The organism is Streptomyces sp. NPDC032126, from assembly GCF_055580085.1.
This window is the reverse complement of record NZ_JBVIMA010000002.1, coordinates 792,098-808,882: the sequence shown is the minus strand read 5'-3', so window position 1 is coordinate 808,882 and position 16,785 is coordinate 792,098. Positions and strand designations below refer to the sequence as shown.

Below are 16,785 nucleotides of genomic sequence, written 5' to 3'. Positions count from 1 at the left end.
CGGCCGGCGGGGCGGCTATCGCGGAGGCGGTTGCAGGGCCTGTTCGAACCAGACGACCTTGCCCGTGCTCAGCCGGGTCGCGCCCCAGCGCAGCGCCAGCTGGTCGACGAGGAACAGGCCCCGGCCGCCCTCGTCGCTGAGCCGGGCGTGCCGCATGCGCGGGATCAGGGGGGAGTCGTCGACGACCTCGCAGCGCAGCACGTCGGTGCGCAGCAGCCGCAGCACGATCGGCCGGGACGCGAAGCGGACCGCGTTCGCCACGACCTCGCTGATCAGCAGCTCCGTCGACTCCAGCAGGTCGTCCAGGCCCCAGCGGGACAGGGTGCGGCGGGTGAGCAGCCGGGCCTGGCCCGCGGTGCGCGGATGCGGGGCGAGATACCAGTACGCCACCGTCTCCGGGCGGATGCCCTCGAAGCGGGCGGCGAGCAGCGCGATGTCGTCGTCGCGGCTCACCGTGCCCAGGGCGCCGAGCGCCTCGTCGCACACCGCCTCCAGTGAGGCGGGCGCGGACCGGGGTGCGCCGGCGAGACGCGTACGCAGCCGCTCGACGCCGGTCAGCACATCCGTCTCCCGGGACTCGACCAGGCCGTCGGTGTACAGCAGCAGCGTGGCGCCGGACGGGGCGTGCATCTCCGTCGACTCGAAGGTGCTGCCGCCGACGCCGATCGGTGTACCCGTCGGCACCCGCAGCAGTTCGGCGCGGCCGTCCGGGTGCAGCAGCAGCGGGGGCGGATGGCCGGCGTTGGACACCAGCAGGCGGTGCAGGACGGGGTCGTACAGCGCGTAGAGGCAGGTCGCGATGTGCTGGCTGCCGAGGCGTTCCGCCTGCTCGTCGAGGTGGTGCAGGACCTCCTCGGGGGGCAGGTCGAGACCGGCCAGCGTCTGCACGATGGTGCGCAGCTGGCCCATGATCGCGGCGGATGTCGTGGAGTGACCCATCACGTCGCCGATGACGAGGGCGACCCGGTTGCCGGGGAGCGGGATCACGTCGTACCAGTCGCCGCCGACCCGTGCGGTCCGCGAGGCCGGCAGATAGCGGCTGGCCAGGCGGACGCCGGTCGGCTCGGGCAGGGACGGCGGCAGCATGGTGCGCTGGAGCGCGTCGGCCATGGACGCCTCGCGGGCGTAGAGCACGGCCTTGTCGATGCCGAGTGCGGTGTGGGTGGCGAGCTGGGAGGCGACGAGGACGTCGTCGCCGGTGAAGGGCGGCCGGTCGGGGCCGCGGAGCAGGGCGACGCTGCCCATGACCTGGCTGCGCCCGCGCAGCGGGGCGATGATCAGGCGGCGGCCGGCCGGGGCGCGGCCCAGCAGTTCGGCCGCGGCGGAGGCGATGCCCGGGGCGTCGCCCAGGGCGGGGCGGCCGGAGTGCAGGAGGTCGGTGAGGGGACCGGGGCCGACGGGGTCGAACACGGCCGGGGGCGACCCGGCGTCCGTCTCCGGGGCGGCGGTGTGCAGGCGCAGCACGGGCGCGATCTCCGGCGGCTCGTCCCCGACGGGGAGCGGATCGCAGAGATGGACGAACGCGGCATCGGCGAACTCCGGCACAGCCGCCCGGCACAGCTCGGCCAGCGTCTCATCGAGATCCATGCCTCGCGCGATACGCCGGGTGGCCGCGTCGAGATAACGAAGCCGATCGGTCTGCGGGCGGGAACGGTTCGCCGGGGGCTGCGGCTCGGCGCCGGGCTGCGGCCGACTCTCCGGCGGCTGCGGCCGGGCTTCCGGTGGGGGGTCCGGGCGTGGGGTGGGGCGGGTTTCAGGGGGTGGGTCCGTGCGGGGGTGGGAGCGGGCTTCCGGGGGCGCGTCCGTTTGTGGGATGGAACGGGCTTCCGTTCGTGGGGTGGGGCGGCCCTCCGGGGGGTGGGGTGGACGGTGTCGTAGCGGTGGGTCCGGGGGCATGGGTGCGGGGCCCGTCGGGGTGTGGCGGGTGGCCCCGGCGGGCTGGTTGCCGGGGCCCTCGTGGGCGACGGGGTGCTTGCTCACGTCGGTCGCTTCTCACTCGCGGCGCGCGCAGCGCAGGAAGATCTGCACCTCGGGCGGGACGTCCGCGCTGGCCGGCGCGTAGCTGTAGGAGGACTCGTCGACGATGTCGAAGCCCGCCGACTCGACCACCCTGCGCAGATCGTCCCGGAGATAGCCGGAGACCCGGATGGTGCTGCCGATGAAGGGGATCGCGAAGTCGTCCACGTCGGCCTCCACCATCGCCAGTACGAACAGGCCGCCGGGCTTGAGCAGCCCATGGATCGTGCGCAGTGCCTGGGGGATCTCCGCGCGCGGCAGCATGAGCAGGGAGAAGAACGCGGCGACCGCGTCGAAGCGGCCGAGGTCGACGGTCCCCCCGGGCCGCAGGTCCGCGATGTCCGCCCGACGGAACTCCGCCTCGGGCACATGGCGGCGGGCCAGCGCGATCATCCCGGCCGACAGATCGACGCCCACGACACCGAACCCGGCGTCGGTCAGCAGCCGCGCCGTCGGCAGCCCCGTACCGCAGCCCAGGTCCAGCACCCGGGACCCGGGCGGCAGTGTCCCGGCGAGCCATTCGGTGGCGGCGACCTGCCCTTCCTTGTGCGGGAACGCCTCGTCGTAGCGATTGCCGATGGCGTCGAAGGCCTCTGCCTGACCCGTGCGGTCGAGGCGCAGGCCGGCGTAGTCGGGCTCGTTGCTCACAGGATCCCTCTCCGATGACCAGTGGTTCATTTTTTCATAGTTCGTACGGCTTTGGCGTGGGCGGTGGCGTGTGCCAGCTGTATGCCACCGCTAGCGTGAAGGCATGCGCGTGCTGGTCGTCGAGGACGAGGAGCGGTTCGCGGACGGGCTCAGGGACGGCCTGGAGGCCGAGGGCTTCGCCGTGGATGTGGCGCGTGACGGTGTGGACGGGCTGTGGCTGGCCCGGGAGAACAGCTACGCCGCGATCCTCCTCGACATCATGCTGCCCGGGCTGAACGGCTACCGCGTCTGCCGGGCCCTGCGGGCCGACGGCGACTGGACCCCGATCCTCATGCTCACCGCCAAGGAGGGCGAGTGGGACGAGATCGAGGGCCTGGACACCGGCGCCGACGACTATCTGACCAAGCCGGTCTCCTACGCCGTACTCCTCGCGCATCTGCGCGCCCTGCTGCGGCGGGAGGCGAGACAGCGGCCCGCGCCGCTCGCGGCCGGCGATCTGCGGCTCGACCCGGCGACCCGGACGGTCACCCGGGCGGGGCGGGAGGTCGAGATCACGGCACGGGAGTCTGCCGTGCTGGAGTTCCTGCTGCGGCGGGCCGGGGAGGCGGTGTCCAAACGGGTCATCCTCGACCAGGTCTGGGGCGACGACTTCGAGGGCGACCCGAACATCGTGGAGGTGTACGTCCGGCGGCTGCGCAACAAGGTCGACCGGCCCTTCGGGCGGGACTCGCTGCGGACGGTGCGGGGGCACGGGTATCGGCTGGTGCCAGATGACGGCTGACGGGGCCGCGTCGCGGCGAGCGGCGGCGGAGCGAGCGGCGGCGGCCGAGCGTGAGGCGGCGGAGGAGCGTGCGGCGGCGGCGCGACGGGCCGCGGCCCGGCAGACGTCGGCCCAGCAGACGTCGGTCCGGCAGACCTCGGCCCAGCAGCAGCGGCGCCTGCGGGCCGTACGGGTGCGGGCCACGCTGATCGCGGTGCTCGCGGTCGCCGTCGCGCTCGTCGGCGGCGGTACGGCCCTCGTGCTGGGGCTGCGGACCGAGCTCAGCAACGACGTACGGGACGCGGCGCGGGCGCGGGCGGAGCAGGTGGCCGCGGTGATCGAGGCGGGGCGGGGGGTGCCCGCGCCGACGGTGGCCGATCCGAACGAGGAGTTCCTCCAGGTCCTCGATGCCCGGGGGCGGGTGGTCGCGGCCAGCGCGAACGTCGCCGGGCGGCCGGCGCTGGCGCGGCTGCGGCCGGGCGGGGACACCTCGGTGGACACCCCGCTCGACGAGGACCCGTTCCTGGTGGTCGCGGTGGGCGCACGCGCCGGGGACCGGGAGCTGGTCGTGCTGGACGGGCGCACCCCGGCCGGGGTCGCCGAGGCCGTGGACACGGTGACGCGGCTGCTGTTCATCGGGGTGCCGGTGCTGCTCGTCCTCGCGGCCGGGGCGACCTGGCTCGCGGTGGGGCGCGCGCTGGGGCGGGTGGCCCGGGCGGAGGCCGCCCAGCGTCGTTTCGTCTCCGACGCCTCGCACGAACTGCGCTCCCCGGTCGCGACCGTACGGCAGCACGCGGAGGTCGCGCTGGCCCATCCGGAACGGGCCGACGCGGGGGCGCTGGCGGGGACGGTGCGCGAGGAGGCCGTACGGATGCAGCGGCTGGTCGACGACCTGTTGCTGCTGGCCCGCGCGGACGAGAGCGGGCTGCTGCGGGACGGCGGGCGGCCGGTGGACCTCGACGACCTGGTCCTGGAGGAGATCCGGCGGCTGCGGACGGCCGCGCCCGGGCTCCGGGTCGACGGGGCGGGGGTGGGGGCGGCGCGGGTGACGGGCGACGCGGAGGCGCTGCGGCGGCTGGTGCGGAACCTGGGGGAGAACGCGGCGCGGTACGCCCGGGAGCGGGTGGCGTTCGGGCTGGTGGACGGGGGTGACGGATGGGTGCGGCTGACCGTGGAGGACGACGGTCCGGGCCTTCCGGAGGCCGACCGGGGGCGGGTGTTCGAACGCTTCGTACGCCTCGACGCGTCCCGCTCGCGGGAGGGCGGCGGGGCGGGCCTGGGGCTGGCGATCGTGGCGGAGGTGGCGTCGGCGCACGGGGGGAGGGCGGCGGTGGAGGGGGCGGACAGGGTGGAGGGGGCGGCGGAGGGTGCGACGGGGGCGCGGTTCGTCGTCAGGCTGCCGTCGGCGGAGTGAGCGGCGGGCTGGGGCGGCGCCGGGGAGGATTTCCCTCGGCGGAAGTGGGGGGAACGGCTGACCCCGAGCGTCGGCTGGGCTAGCCTCGTATCTCTTCTCGGGGGACGAACTGGCGTACGGTGAAGGTGACTTCGGGGGTTCTGTGTCAGACGAGCGGCCGCTGCCACCTGGCTCGGCGAGGAACGAGGCCGCCGCGCTCCGGGAGACCGGCGCCGCCCCGTTGCGGCCCGCCGACCCGGCCCGCGTCGGCCCCTACGCACCGCTCGCCCTGCTCGGCAGCGGCGGCATGGGCCGTGTCTACCTGGCGCGCCCCGCGCACGGCGGCCCCGGCCTGTTCGCCGTGAAGGTGATCCGCCCGGAGTACGCCGAGGACCCTCGCTTCCGGCGCCGCTTCGAACGCGAGGCGTCGGTGCACGGCCGGGTGAGCACGCCGTACACCCCGAGGCTGTGCGGCACCGGCTTCCACGACGAACTGCTGTGGATGGCCACGGAGTACGTCCCCGGAGTCGCCCTGAAGGAGGCGGTGCGCGGCGACGGCGCGCTGCGTCCGCAGGCCGTACGACGCCTGCTGGCGGAACTCGGGGCGGCGCTGGGCGACTTCGCCGCCGCCGGCATCGTCCACCGGGACCTGAAGCCGAACAACGTGCTGCTGTCGGTCAAGGGCACGCACGTCATCGACTTCGGCATCTCGAAGGCCCTGGACGCCGAGGCGCTCACCGGCACGGGCGACCGCGTGGGCACCCCCGCCTACATGTCCCCGGAGTATCTGCGCACCGGCGAGTGCACCCCGGCCTCGGACGTGTTCTCGCTGGCCTGCACCCTGATCTTCGCGGCGACCGGCCACGCCCCGTTCGGCGACGGCACCGGCGTGGACGTCATGCACCGGGTGGCGTTCGAGACGCCCGACCCCGCCCTGCTGACCGAGATCGCGGAGGCGGACGCCGAGCTGGCCGACCTGCTGTCGGCCTGCCTGAGGAAGGACCCGGCCGAACGCCCCACCCCCCGGGACCTCATCAACGCGACCGCCACGGCCCCGTCGAGCTGGCCCGGCCCCCTCGCCGAGCGGATCCTGGCCCGCCAGCGGGCGTACGACACGCTGCGCCGCCGTATCCAGGACCGCCCGGTGCCGCCGCCGGAGCAGCGCCCCGCGCGACGGCCCCGCCGAAGACGCGCCCTGATCGTCGCCGGAGCCGTGACCGTCACCGTCCTGGCGACCGCCGGCCTCCTGCTCCTGCCGCACGACCGCACGCCCGCGCCGGACGCCGCTCCCCCTCCCGGCACGGCCGCGACCACCCCCGCGTCCGCCCCGCACAGCCCCTCGGACGGCGCGTCCCCGGCGGGCGCGCCCCCCGACGAGAACGCCGAGGTCACCCCGGGGGAGGCGGCCCACCCCAGGACCACCCCGACACCCACCCCCACCCCGCGCACCACGTCACCCACCGCGACACCCCCACCCACCGCGACCCCGACCCCGTCGGCCGCGGCCCCCTGGCTCACCGACTGCGCGTACTACGACGGCAGCGGCCGCACCCGCCGCGGCGACACCGGCAAGCGCGTCCAGCAGGTCCAGTGCATCCTCGCCGCCCGCGGCTACGCGGTGCCCGTGACCGGCACCTTCGACGAGCCCACGGAATCAGCGGTACGCACCTTCCAGACCACCCGCTCCCTCCCCCCGACCGGCACGGTGACCCACCCGACGTGGACGGCCTTGCGCGACACCCGGTGACCGCTCGTTCCGGAACCGCTCACCGTCCTGACACGCCGTTCAGCTGTGTTCAGCGTTCGTTCAGCGCCCCCGAGGGACCCTGCCGGAATGGAGGTGGGTGTCATGAAGGCGCAGCGCAGGTGTCTGTGGTCGGGGGCCGTGGTCGGGGCCGTCGTGTTGATGGCGGGGGCTTGTTCCGGGGGTGCCGGTGGGGTGGAGAAGGGGGGTGGTGGGGAGTGTGTGCGGGTGGTGGACGAGCAGACCGGGAAGACCGGGAAGGAGTGTCTGCCGCTCGCGCCCGACAGTGAGCGGGTCGATCTGCAGCAGCCCGTGTTCTCGCGGCCGCGTGCCATCACCAACCCGCTCCACCCCACCAGCGCCGTCCAGCAGGTCGTCATGGGCGGGCAGGCCGACGGCGCGCCGTTCCGGACCGAGGTCAGCCGGCTCGACACGCCCAAGGTCATCACCTGGGGCGGGCGCACCATCAACGCCGTGACCTCGCAGTACGTCGCCTTCGCCGACGGGCGGATCCAGGAGGTCGCCCTCGACTGGTACGCCCAGGCCGACGACGGATCCGTGTGGTACCTCGGCGAGAGCGTCTTCAACTACGAGAACGGGGTCGTCGCCGACACGGAGGGCACCTGGCAGGCCGGACGGCACGGTGCCCCCGGCGCGATGATCATGCCCGCGCATCCGCGGAAGGGCGACGTGTACCGCACCGAGAATCTCCCCGGGGTCGTCTTCGAGCAAGTCACCGTCAAGTCCGTCGACCAGTCCGTCCCCGGCCCGTACGGCACCGTCCACGGCGCGATCACCGTGCATGAACTGCACCTGGACGGCTCCACCGAGGACAAGGTCTTCGCCCCGGGCTACGGCGAGTTCTCCACCGGGGAGGCCAACGGCGACCTGGAGGCCGTCTCCCTCGCCGTGCCGACCGACGCCAAGAAGGCACCGCTGCCGGACCGCCTCGCCGCCCTCGACCGGGCCGCGCACGCCGCGCAGGACGGTGACGTCTCCGCCGCCGACGTCACGGCGGTACGGGACGCGTGGACGGCGTACCGCACCTCGGACGCCGTACCGAAGCTGCTGGAGCGGCAGATGAACCGGGACCTCGACGCGCTCGCGGCGAGCCAGGGCCACGGCCGGGGCGAGGACGCGGTGGGCGCCGCGCTGCGGGTCGCGCAGAACACCACCGATCTGCGGCTGCGCTACGAACCCGTGCGCATCGTCGACCTGGAGCGACTCGGTCTGTGGGCACGGCAGTTGGGGATCGACGCGGCCGCCGGGGACAAGGGGTCGGTCGCCGGGGACGTCACCAGCCTCGAACTCGTCTGGCAACGCGTGCGGGACGGCTCCACCGCCTCGGCGGCGGTCACGGCCCGGCTGGGCGAGGCTCGCGACGCGGCGGACCGCAAGGACATGGCGGCGGCGCAACGGGTGGCGCCGCGGCTCGTGGCCGCCCTCGCGAAGGTCCGGACGTCACAGGGTTGACCGCCCGGGTGGGGCCTCACAAGAGTGACCGCGGTCGTCCTCACGCCCCCAGCGGGTCCAGTTCCAGCGGCTGGATGCGGCCCTCCAGCATCGCGCCCAGGCCCTGGGCCGCGCAGATGTCGGGGCGTTCGGCGATGTGTACCGGCATGCCGGTGGCCTGGCGGAGCATCTGGTCGAAGCCGGGCAGCAGCGCCGAGCCGCCGACCATCATGATCCCCCGGTCGGCGAGGTCGGCGACCAGGTCCGGCGGGCAGACGCGCAGCACCTTGCCGATGCCGTCGAGTACGGCGGTCAGCGGGGTCTGGATGGCGTCCCGTACGGCGGCGGTGTCGACCTGCACGGAGCGGGCGAGGCCGGTGGCGACATCGCGGCCGTGGATCTCGGTGGACGCCGGCCCGTGCGGGGTGAGGCCGTTGCCGGAGAGGGCGAGCTGGAGCGGTCGTACGGACTGGCTGGGCAGCATCAGCTCGTGTTCGTGGCGCAGGTGCTGGACGATCGCGTGGTCCACGGCCTCGCCGCCGACGGGGATGCGTTCGGCGGTGACGATGGAGCCGAGGGAGAGGACGGCGACCTGGGTCGCGGCGGCCCCGCACACCATGATCATGGTGGCCTCGGGGCGCTCTACGGGCAGTCCGCAGCCGACGGCGGCGGCGATCAGGGTCTCGACCAGTTCGACGCGCCGGGCGCCGAGGCCGACGAGGGTCTCGATGGCGGCGCGCTGGGCCAGCGGGTCGGCGTCGTGCGGGGTGCAGGCGGCGGCCCGCAGGAACGGCTTGCGGCGCAGCTGGCGGCGGATCTTGTCGCCGAGGAGGTGGCGCAGCATGCGCTGGGCCATCTCGATGTCGACGACCGTGCCGCCGGAGACGGGCCGGACGACGCGGATGTAGTGCGGGGTGCGGCCGGTCATCTTCTCGGCGAACTCACCGACCGCGATCAGGGCGCCGGTACGGGTGTTGACGGCGGCGGCGGACGGCTGGTCGACGACGAGTCCGGCACCCTTCACGTACACCCGCGTCCGCGCCGCTCCGAGGTCGACGGCGAAGTGGCAGCGGCGCAGCTGCTCCAGACTGGCGGTCATTTCCAGGTCCTCCCGAGACGCAGACCGTGGGCCGCCGGGCGGTCGGCCTCCTTACGCATCGTGCGAGGGCGGGGGGACGGGCGCCTTTTCAGATGGGCCGGGCGGGGTGCCGCTGAATGGGGGTTTTGTCTCATATGCCCCAAATAAGTTTCACATAAGCCGACCCTGCGGCGACCTGTCGGGGCGTCAGAGCCGGCGCGCCGCCTCCAGCAGCGGCGTCAGCGAACGCACCGTGACCTCGCACCCCGCCTCGCGCAGCCCCTGCTCGACGGTCGGATTGCGGGCGAGGCCGACGAAGCCCAGGCCGAGGCGCTGGGCGGCGCTCAGTTCGGCGATGGTGGAGCCGATGAGGAGGGCGGGCGAGGCGTGGTGGCCCAGCACCTTCTGGAGCGAGTAGGGGTGCGGCATCAGGAGGTTCAGGTCGTCGGGGCGGCCATGGACGCCGGTGAGGGGCAGACCGTGCGGTCGCGCGTACCGGTGCACGGCCTCCTCGTCGGCGTCCGTCACGACGAACACCGGGCGACCCGACTCGTGCAGCGTCCGGATCAGGGTGCCGGAGTGATGCGTGGTCGGCGCGTCCGGCACTGCCCGCAGCTCCAGCTCGGCGAGGCGACGGCTCAGCACCGGACCGCATCGCTCGCGGGCGAACACCCGCAGCACGTCCAAGGGGTGCACCAGGGACTCCCGCGCCGCCGCCACGGCCAGCGGACGGCCCGTCAGCGCGTCCTCGGGGTCCCGGTGCTCGGCGGCGAGCGCCAGCAGCTCCAGCGCGGCCTCCCGTGCGCTCGCCGCCGTGAACAGCCGGGTGACGGGCCCGTCGAAGCCGAGCACGACGGTCCGGGCCTCGGCGAGCAACTCGGCGAGGGGGCGGGGGGAGGCGGCCGGCCGGCGCAGCTCGGGCGCCGGGGCGTACTCGGGTGCCAGCTCGACCTCGCAGGTCACCGCGAGCCCGGGCACGGGCCAGGTGCCCAGCTCGTGCTGGAGGGCGCGCTGGGCGCCGACCGCGCGGCGCGGGGAGTGGCGGCGGGTGATGAGGGACGCCGCCTCCCGGAAGTGCGCGAAGAGCTGCCCGGCGACGCCCTCCTGGAAGTGCGCGAAGACCTGCCCGGTGACGTCCGACGTGCTCCAGTGCACGAAGGCGACCGGGTCGGCGACCCGCCAGGACAGCTCCACGGCGGCCGTGAACTCGCCCTTGCCCGAGCTGGGGAGGGAGAGACGGCGGGAGGCGTGCCGCGGGGTGAGGTCGACCTCGTAGTACGTCACGGGGCCGCCGCGGGGCTCGGCCGGGTTGAGGAGGGTCAGCGGACCCTCGGGGCCGGTGTGGACGATCGCGGTCCGGCCGGGGGAGGGGAGGCCGAGCCGGTCGAGGGCGGGGGCGATGAAGGGGCCCTTCACCAGGTCGTGCTGTTCGGGGCCGGGCCAGGACCAGGCGGTGATCTCCCGGTCCTCGCCGAAGACGGGATGCAGGTGGTGCGGTCCGCCGGCGGCGGAGCTGCGGGTGAAGGCGTCGTAGAGGGCCGGCGGCACGAGGACCATGACGGGGCTCGGCGGTCCGAAGCCCCGGTCGGGCCCGAACGACACGATGAGTCGCGGCTCCGCGGTGAGCGTTCTCCAGTGGCCCGGCAGCCAGCGCAGAGCGGCGACGAGGACGGGCAGCAGGTCGGCGTCGGGGTCGATGGTGACGACGTAGCCGTCGGGACGCACGCGGATCTCGAACTGCTGGGCGGTGAGGGCGCCGCGGGCGAGGACCTGGTCGACCGCGTATTCGAGGGTGATACGGGTCTCGGGGCGGCCGGAGAGATCGGTGTCGGTCTCGAAACGCAGGACGGCGGGCGGGGCGTGCTCCCCCAGGGCGGCCCGGAAGTCCTCCCGGACGGCGCGCAGGCGGACGCGGGCGGCTTCGGCGGCCGGGCCGGGGACGCCGTCGAGGGGGTCGCCGTGGAAGAGGTCGAGGGGGGAGAGCAGCGGATCGCCGGGGGTCCGGGCGTCCGAGTCCCGCGACAGGCGCGCGTGCGCGTCCTCGGCGGCGTACGCGTCGACGTAGGCGTCCGGCAGGTGCAGCGCGTACCCGTCCGACGTGGCGGCGACGGTCCCGGGACCCAGGAACCGGGCGAGTTTCCGGGCCAGCGTGTCGATGCGGTCGTGGGCGGTGGCCTCGTCCGGGTGCTCCCACAGGCCCCGCGCCAGCTCGTCGTACGTCACCCGGCGGCCCCGGGCGAGGACGAGCAGGCACAGCAGCGCCTGCACCTCGGAGGAGGGGGTGGCGAACGTGCGGTGGCCGGGGCGCAGGACGTCCAGCGGGCCGAGCATGTGCACGCGCGGCCGGTGGTCGGTGTCCGGGTGCGGCGGGCGAGGCGTCTCGTCGAACAGCCCGCTCAGGTACCGCTCGAAAGCGGCCAGGTCCTCGGCTGTGTCCCCGCCCAGGGACTCCTCGCCCAGGGCGACGCTGCTGAGCACCACGGTGCCGTCCGGCCGGAGCAGCACTCCGTTGCCGCCGCGCTCCCCCCGGACCAGGCCGTGCGCGTGCAGGGCCCGCAGGCCGAGGGCGCCCTGCTCCGCCAGACGCGTGAGGACCGGGTGCGAGACCCCGCTGCCCTTCGTGAGCTCGGTGAGCGTCACGCCGTCCATGAACTCCGTGATCAGATACGGTCGTTGGCCCTGGAAACCGAAGTTGAGCACCCGCGGCAGATGCGGGCTGTCGATCCCCTTCAGCGTCTCGGCCTCCCGCAGGAACCGCTCCCGCCGGACGTCCTGCGCGGGATACAGGTGGATGACGATGCGCTGCCCGGTATCACTGTCGATCGCGTCGAACAGGTCGGGCCCGCCCCCGGCCTCCGGCCCCGGTACGGTCTCCGTCGCCGTCCCGCCCAGCCGCCGTACCGTCTCCTCCCGGACCGTCGCGAACGCCGCGTCCCCCTCGGTCCGGGCCCGGAACTCGCCCGCCGCCGCGCCCGCCCGCTCGTCGATGAGGCCGCCGACCCGCGCCAGGAACTCCCGCGTCCGGCCCCGTGCCGTACGCGGCAGCGTCCGCAGCAGCAACTCCCGCACCCCGTCACGGAATTCATAGGACCCCGGCGGCCCGGCGGAGGCCCGCAGCATGCCGCTGAGGATCACCTCCGCCAGATGCTGCGGCCGCGGGTCACGGTCCACCGTGCGCTGCACCAGCCGCATCACCGGCACCGACGGCACCGCCAGCGCCAGATGCCCCGCCAGCCGGAACGCCTCCGGTGAGGCGGTGGCCCGGAAGCGCAGCACCAGGTCCTGGGCGGAGGCGGCGGCGAGGTCGGGTGCCGCGTCGGCCGGGGCCTGGGGTGCCGTCGGCAGCCAGGCCGCCGCGCCGGGCAGTCGGCCGCCGCCCGGATCCGCCAGCAGGGACGCCCAGTTGGCCAGCCAGGGCGCGCCCGGCTCCAGCACCGGCAGCGGTACGGCCCCGCGCGGCGGGGGCGCGGTGTCGGGGTCGTACGGGGTGAAGGCCAGGGACGCCGTCGGGGCCGCCGCCCCGGGGGGCGAGAGCAGGCCCGGTGCGGCGGGCAGCGCGGTGGTCGGCCACAGGTGTTCGGGCAGCGGCTGTACGACGGCCAGCGGCATCCGGGTCGCCCAGCGTCGCAGGCGCGCGTACCAGAGGTCACCGGCCGTGCCGGGGCGCCACTGCGGGCCCATGCAGTCGCTGACGATCAGCGTGATGGTCCGGCCGTCCGCCGGGTCCGGGACGTGCCGGGCGCGGCCGTCGGGGGTGGCCGGGTGCAGGGTGACCGTGCGGAAGACGCCCGACTGGGCCAGCACGGTGTGCAGTTCGCGCACCAGCGGCCACCAGATGGGCATGGTCGGGCCGATGTCGTGCACCAGGTTGAGCCGCAGCCAGCGGTCGTGCGCGGGGCGCAGCACCGGCAGCCATATGTCGGGGTGCGCGCCGAGCCGTGCGATGCGGTCGGCCGTGGCGCGCTCGTCCAGCAGCCGGGCGCCGGGCGTGGGCACGCTCCGCTTCAGGGGGCGCAGGGCCCGCTGGAGGGCGAGGGGGCGGTGCAGCATCGGCGGGGCGGGCGTGAGGAGGGGCGAGTCCGCGCCGCTTCCGTCGTCCGCGCCGCTTGCGTCGTCCGTGCCGGGCGCGGTGGCGGGCCGAGGGGCGGGCAGGTGCAGGGGGACGCGGGGTACGGGGGACTGCTGGGGGAGCGGGGTCGCGGTGGGGGGCGGGGTCGGCCGGGTGTCCTGGACGTCCGGGGCCGTGGCGGGCCCTTCCGGGGCGGGCGCCGGCTCCTGCCCGGAGCGCTCGGACTCCTCCAACTGCCGTGCCAGCCACACCAGTTCCGCCAACTCGCGGGGCGTGGGCATGACCTCCGCGCCCGCACCGGCGGCCCGGGCGGCAGCGGCCAGCACCTCGGCGAGCCGCGCCGGCGCGAACGACCCACCGGGCGGTTCCCCGGAACTCCCTTCGTCGGAGATCCCCTGGTGCTCGTCCTCCTCAGAAGCCATCGCCGTCCGCCGCGGTGCTCAGGTACGGCATCAGCTGCCGGGCCATCGCGTCCCGGGATTCCGCGTCGAGGCCCGCCACCCCCGTGAGGTAGATGGCGTTCAGGAGCTGGTCGGTGGCGAGTTCACCGGACTTCGAGCGGGCCAGGAAGCGGTCGATCAGGGGTTCCGCCTCGGCCGCCGGAGTGCCGAGGTGCGCGCGCACGATCTCGGTGAGCTGGGCGCGGTCGGGCCGCAGCAGCTGCAGCCGGACACAGCGGCGCAGGAAGGCGGGCGGGAACTCGCGTTCGCCGTTGCTGGTCAGCACCACGAAGGGGAAGGCCCGGCAGCGGACCCGGCCGCGGGTGACGGTGACCGGGGCGTCGGTGCCGTCGACGAACACCTCGGCCGTGCCGGCGCCGTCCGCCGAGCGGTGGGTGGTGCGCAGGAGTTCGGGGATGTCGTACTGGCCCTCCTCCAGCACGTTCAGCAGGTCGTTCGGCAGGTCGAGGTCGCTCTTGTCGATCTCGTCGACGAGCAGCACCCGGGGCCGTTCGTAGGGGAGGAGGGCGGTGCCGAGGGGACCGAGGCGGAGGTGGTCCTCGACGCCGCTGTGCGACGGTTCCTCCTCCGGCCCGCGCCACGCCTCCCGCCGGGCCGCGTAGAGGCGGGACAGCGGATCGTACTGGTAGAGCCCGTCGGCGAGGGTGCTGCGGCTGGTGATGTTCCACCGCAGCACCGGCCCGAGGCGCAGCTCGCGGGCGACGGCGTAGGCGAGGGAGGACTTGCCGGTGCCGGGCGGGCCGGTGACGAGCAGGGGCCGGCGCAGCACGAGCGCGGCGTTGACGAGCTGGACGCTGTCGGGCGTGGCGACGTAGGTGCGGGCGCGGTGGACGCGGTCGGGGGAGACGGCCGCCTCGTCGTCGGTGTCCCGGGGCGGCGACAGGACGGGCTCGCCGTCGAACGCCCGCCAGGGCGGCGGCGCGGGCAGGCGGTCGATCCCGTCGTGGGGTTCGCTGCTGCCGGTGTAGACGGACCAGTGCGGCATGGGAGGTACTCCGGTCTCCGTTCCTGTTCTCGTACGGTGCTCAGGCCACCGGCGACCGGGCGGGTGCCGTCGCTCCGGCGTGGGGGTCGGTGAACACCCGGGGATCGTCCCAGACCAGCTGGATGCCGCGGGCCCAGTGTCCCTCCTCCGCGTCGGCCTCCAGCCGCAACTCCCAGACACTGCGGGGGAGTTCGGCGGGCGACCGGCCGGTCGTACGGGCGTCCAGCTCGTCCAGGAACTCCTTGCCCGTACAGCCGTCCCCGCCCGCGCACGGTTCCCCTCCCGGTCCGTCGCCGCAGCCGTCGCGCGACCAGACGACGAGCGGGGCGGGCGCGGTGAGCGAGGTGTCGAAGTGGGCGCGGACGGCGGCGGGCGCGGCGGCGAACCCCACCCCGCTGGCGTCCGACTGCAGCAGCCGGGCCCGCAGCCGCCCGGCGGGCTCGCCGGAGCCGCACTCCACGCGGTGCATCCGGGCCCCCGGCCGTCCGTCGAGGCCCTTCCAGGCGCGGGTGAGCAGATGGCGGGTGCTGGCCTTGCGGCGCGCCTGGGCGGTGACGACGAGCGGATAGCGGCAGCCCAGCGGGGTCGTGTCGTCGGGGCCGAGTTCCCAGCGGTCCACGTCCAGGTCGATCCAGTCGCGGGGCAGCGCGAAGGCGATCAACTCGTCGGATCCGGGCGTCAGATAGTCGAAGGCGGCCTCGATGCGCTCCTGCACGTAGGCGCGCAGCCCGGACTGCGGGACCGTGTCCGCGTCGACCGGATGCCGGCGGCCCCCGCTGAACGCGGACACCTCCACCCGCACCAGGTCGTCGCCCGCCCCGCTGTGCTGGAGGTCGACGAGGATCGGGGACCAGTCGGGCGCGGCGGACGGCTCGGCCGGGGCGCGGAACAGGGCCTCCACACGGTCGGCGAAGCGGGCCACCGTCGCCGCCGCGTCCGGGCCGTCCAGCTCGCACAGCACGAACAGGGCCGCCGACCACAGGGAGTCGAAGCCGTCCTCCGGCGGCTCCGGGTCCCAGGGGCCCATCACGGCCCGGTACAGCCGTACGGGATCGCAGTCGACGCCCGCGCGCACCGCACGCTCGACCAGGGCGCGCAGCCGGGTCCGGTCGGCGCTGCGGTGGCCGGCGGTGGGGACCAGGCCCTCCAGGCCGGGCCAGTAGCGGGCCATGACCTCGGTGGGCATCATCCGCCCGTTGCGCACGTCCCGGGCGCCCGCGGCGGCGGTGACCATGCCGACGACCTCGCCGGTGTCGACGAGGGCGACCGCGGCGCCGCTGAAGCCGGCGGCGAGCGGCTGGCCGTCGGACTGCCAGGCCTCCAGCTGGATCCACTCCCGGCTGATCAACTGGGGTGCGGTGATGCGGTATTCGGCGAGGGTGCCCTCGTCGAAGCCGGCCGGGTAGCCGTACACGACGAGCCGGCGCGGGGCGGGGCCGTGCGCGGCGCCGGCGGGGGCCAGCGCGGCCGGGGCGATCGGCACCTCGCGCTCCAGCTCCAGGACGACGAGGTCGCCGAGGTCGGTGCCGGCCTTGGGGTCCCAGCCGCCGTGCGCCACGACCCGCGCCGGGACCGGGGCGGAGCCCGGCCGCTCGGTGAAGGTGACCGTCAGCCCGTCCGGCGGACTGTGGTGGACGACGTGCGCGCAGGTCAGGACCGTGCGCGGGGTGACCAGGAAGCCGGCGCCGGCCACCTCGCCCGCGCTCTCGACGCGGGCGTGCCACTCGGCGCTCTGCAGGCGGAGGCCGTCGCTCTTCATCAGGAGGCCGTCGGCTCCTCCGCGCCCGGGGACCAGGTCAGTTTGACCACCAGGTGGCCCTCCGCCGTGCCCTTGGCGATGATCGCGCCGGTCTCGGCGGACAGCTTCACCCCGAACTCGATCTCGACGCCGTCGGGCCGCAGGGAGCCGTCCCGGAAGACCCGCAGCGCCGACTGGGCCGCCGCGCGCACCCCGTCCAGGGCGCTCTCGAATGTGCGGGTCGCCTGGACCGCGCCGTCGCCGCGCGACACGAGCCGGGATCCGCTCCGCTCCTCGACGGTCTCGACGGAGACCACGGCCCCGTCCTCGGTCGTGAACTCGACCAGCCCTTCCATGACTTCCCCCGTCGTTCCGCGGCGCTGTGCGCCCCCATTGTTACGGACGGTGCAGGGGATTGTCCGGTGATCTCCGCCGGCCCGC

11 protein-coding genes are annotated in these 16,785 nt (G+C 75.0%); 4 read left to right on the top strand and 7 right to left on the bottom strand.

The window, feature by feature from the left end; genetic code table 11:
* Positions 1–15: 15 nt before the first annotated feature.
* A complete protein-coding gene (locus ACZ5NW_RS12155; RefSeq protein WP_468743876.1) occupies positions 16–1,896 on the bottom strand; it encodes an ATP-binding SpoIIE family protein phosphatase in 1,881 nt (626 codons plus the stop codon).
* A gap of 96 nt (positions 1,897–1,992) precedes the next feature.
* On the bottom strand, positions 1,993–2,694 hold the full coding sequence (locus tag ACZ5NW_RS12150) for a class I SAM-dependent DNA methyltransferase (RefSeq protein WP_468743712.1): 702 nt from the start codon (positions 2,692–2,694) through the stop codon (positions 1,993–1,995).
* A gap of 73 nt (positions 2,695–2,767) precedes the next feature.
* Here ACZ5NW_RS12150 and ACZ5NW_RS12145 point away from each other — a divergent pair, with 73 nt between their 5' ends.
* The 4 genes from ACZ5NW_RS12145 (at position 2,768) to ACZ5NW_RS12130 (ending at position 8,034) form a co-directional block, all read left to right on the top strand.
* Entirely contained in the window at positions 2,768–3,445 is a 678-nt protein-coding gene (locus ACZ5NW_RS12145; RefSeq protein ID WP_468743711.1) for a response regulator transcription factor, read from the top strand.
* Complete coding sequence (locus ACZ5NW_RS12140) at positions 3,435–4,838, top strand: sensor histidine kinase (protein ID WP_468743710.1); 1,404 nt, start codon at positions 3,435–3,437, stop codon at positions 4,836–4,838. Before ACZ5NW_RS12145 ends, ACZ5NW_RS12140 begins: the two co-directional genes overlap by 11 nt.
* 142 nt (positions 4,839–4,980) lie before the next feature.
* Positions 4,981–6,564 carry a protein kinase domain-containing protein gene (locus tag ACZ5NW_RS12135; RefSeq protein ID WP_468743709.1) on the top strand — a complete coding sequence of 528 codons (1,584 nt, stop codon included), beginning with the start codon at positions 4,981–4,983 and terminating at the stop codon, positions 6,562–6,564.
* A gap of 225 nt (positions 6,565–6,789) precedes the next feature.
* Entirely contained in the window at positions 6,790–8,034 is a 1,245-nt protein-coding gene (locus ACZ5NW_RS12130) for a hypothetical protein (RefSeq protein ID WP_468743708.1), read from the top strand.
* Positions 8,035–8,074: 40 nt separating this feature from the next.
* Here the strand turns inward: ACZ5NW_RS12130 and ACZ5NW_RS12125 are convergent, their stop codons facing one another.
* From ACZ5NW_RS12125 to ACZ5NW_RS12105, 5 genes are all read right to left on the bottom strand, one after another.
* Positions 8,075–9,112, bottom strand: coding sequence for a rod shape-determining protein (locus tag ACZ5NW_RS12125; protein WP_468743707.1), 1,038 nt, complete (start codon positions 9,110–9,112; stop codon positions 8,075–8,077).
* A 186-nt stretch (positions 9,113–9,298) separates the two neighbouring features.
* The gene (locus ACZ5NW_RS12120) at positions 9,299–13,582 is read right to left on the bottom strand and encodes an SAV_2336 N-terminal domain-related protein (protein WP_468743706.1); all 4,284 of its coding nucleotides are present in this window, start codon (positions 13,580–13,582) and stop codon (positions 9,299–9,301) included.
* Complete coding sequence (locus ACZ5NW_RS12115; protein ID WP_468743705.1) at positions 13,572–14,606, bottom strand: AAA family ATPase; 1,035 nt, start codon at positions 14,604–14,606, stop codon at positions 13,572–13,574. Before ACZ5NW_RS12115 ends, ACZ5NW_RS12120 begins: the two co-directional genes overlap by 11 nt.
* Positions 14,607–14,646: 40 nt before the next feature.
* Positions 14,647–16,365, bottom strand: coding sequence for a VMAP-C domain-containing protein (locus ACZ5NW_RS12110; RefSeq protein ID WP_468743704.1), 1,719 nt, complete (start codon positions 16,363–16,365; stop codon positions 14,647–14,649).
* Positions 16,365–16,700, bottom strand: a complete 336-nt coding sequence (locus ACZ5NW_RS12105; RefSeq protein WP_468743703.1) for a CU044_2847 family protein — start codon at positions 16,698–16,700, stop codon at positions 16,365–16,367. Before ACZ5NW_RS12105 ends, ACZ5NW_RS12110 begins: the two co-directional genes overlap by 1 nt.
* Between the last annotated feature and the right edge of the window lie 85 nt (positions 16,701–16,785).

Excerpts from the sequence above, each read along its gene's own strand:
- ACZ5NW_RS12155 (WP_468743876.1), bottom strand. The coding sequence starts at position 1,896 with ATGCCCCCGGACCCACCGCTACGACACCGTCCACCCCACCCCCCGGAG.
- ACZ5NW_RS12150 (WP_468743712.1), bottom strand. The coding sequence starts at position 2,694 with ATGAACCACTGGTCATCGGAGAGGGATCCTGTGAGCAACGAGCCCGAC.
- ACZ5NW_RS12145 (WP_468743711.1), top strand. The coding sequence starts at position 2,768 with ATGCGCGTGCTGGTCGTCGAGGACGAGGAGCGGTTCGCGGACGGGCTC.
- ACZ5NW_RS12140 (WP_468743710.1), top strand. The coding sequence starts at position 3,435 with ATGACGGCTGACGGGGCCGCGTCGCGGCGAGCGGCGGCGGAGCGAGCG.
- ACZ5NW_RS12125 (WP_468743707.1), bottom strand. The coding sequence starts at position 9,112 with ATGACCGCCAGTCTGGAGCAGCTGCGCCGCTGCCACTTCGCCGTCGAC.
- ACZ5NW_RS12120 (WP_468743706.1), bottom strand. The coding sequence starts at position 13,582 with ATGGCTTCTGAGGAGGACGAGCACCAGGGGATCTCCGACGAAGGGAGT.
- ACZ5NW_RS12115 (WP_468743705.1), bottom strand. The coding sequence starts at position 14,606 with ATGCCGCACTGGTCCGTCTACACCGGCAGCAGCGAACCCCACGACGGG.
- ACZ5NW_RS12110 (WP_468743704.1), bottom strand. The coding sequence starts at position 16,365 with ATGAAGAGCGACGGCCTCCGCCTGCAGAGCGCCGAGTGGCACGCCCGC.
- ACZ5NW_RS12105 (WP_468743703.1), bottom strand. The coding sequence starts at position 16,700 with ATGGAAGGGCTGGTCGAGTTCACGACCGAGGACGGGGCCGTGGTCTCC.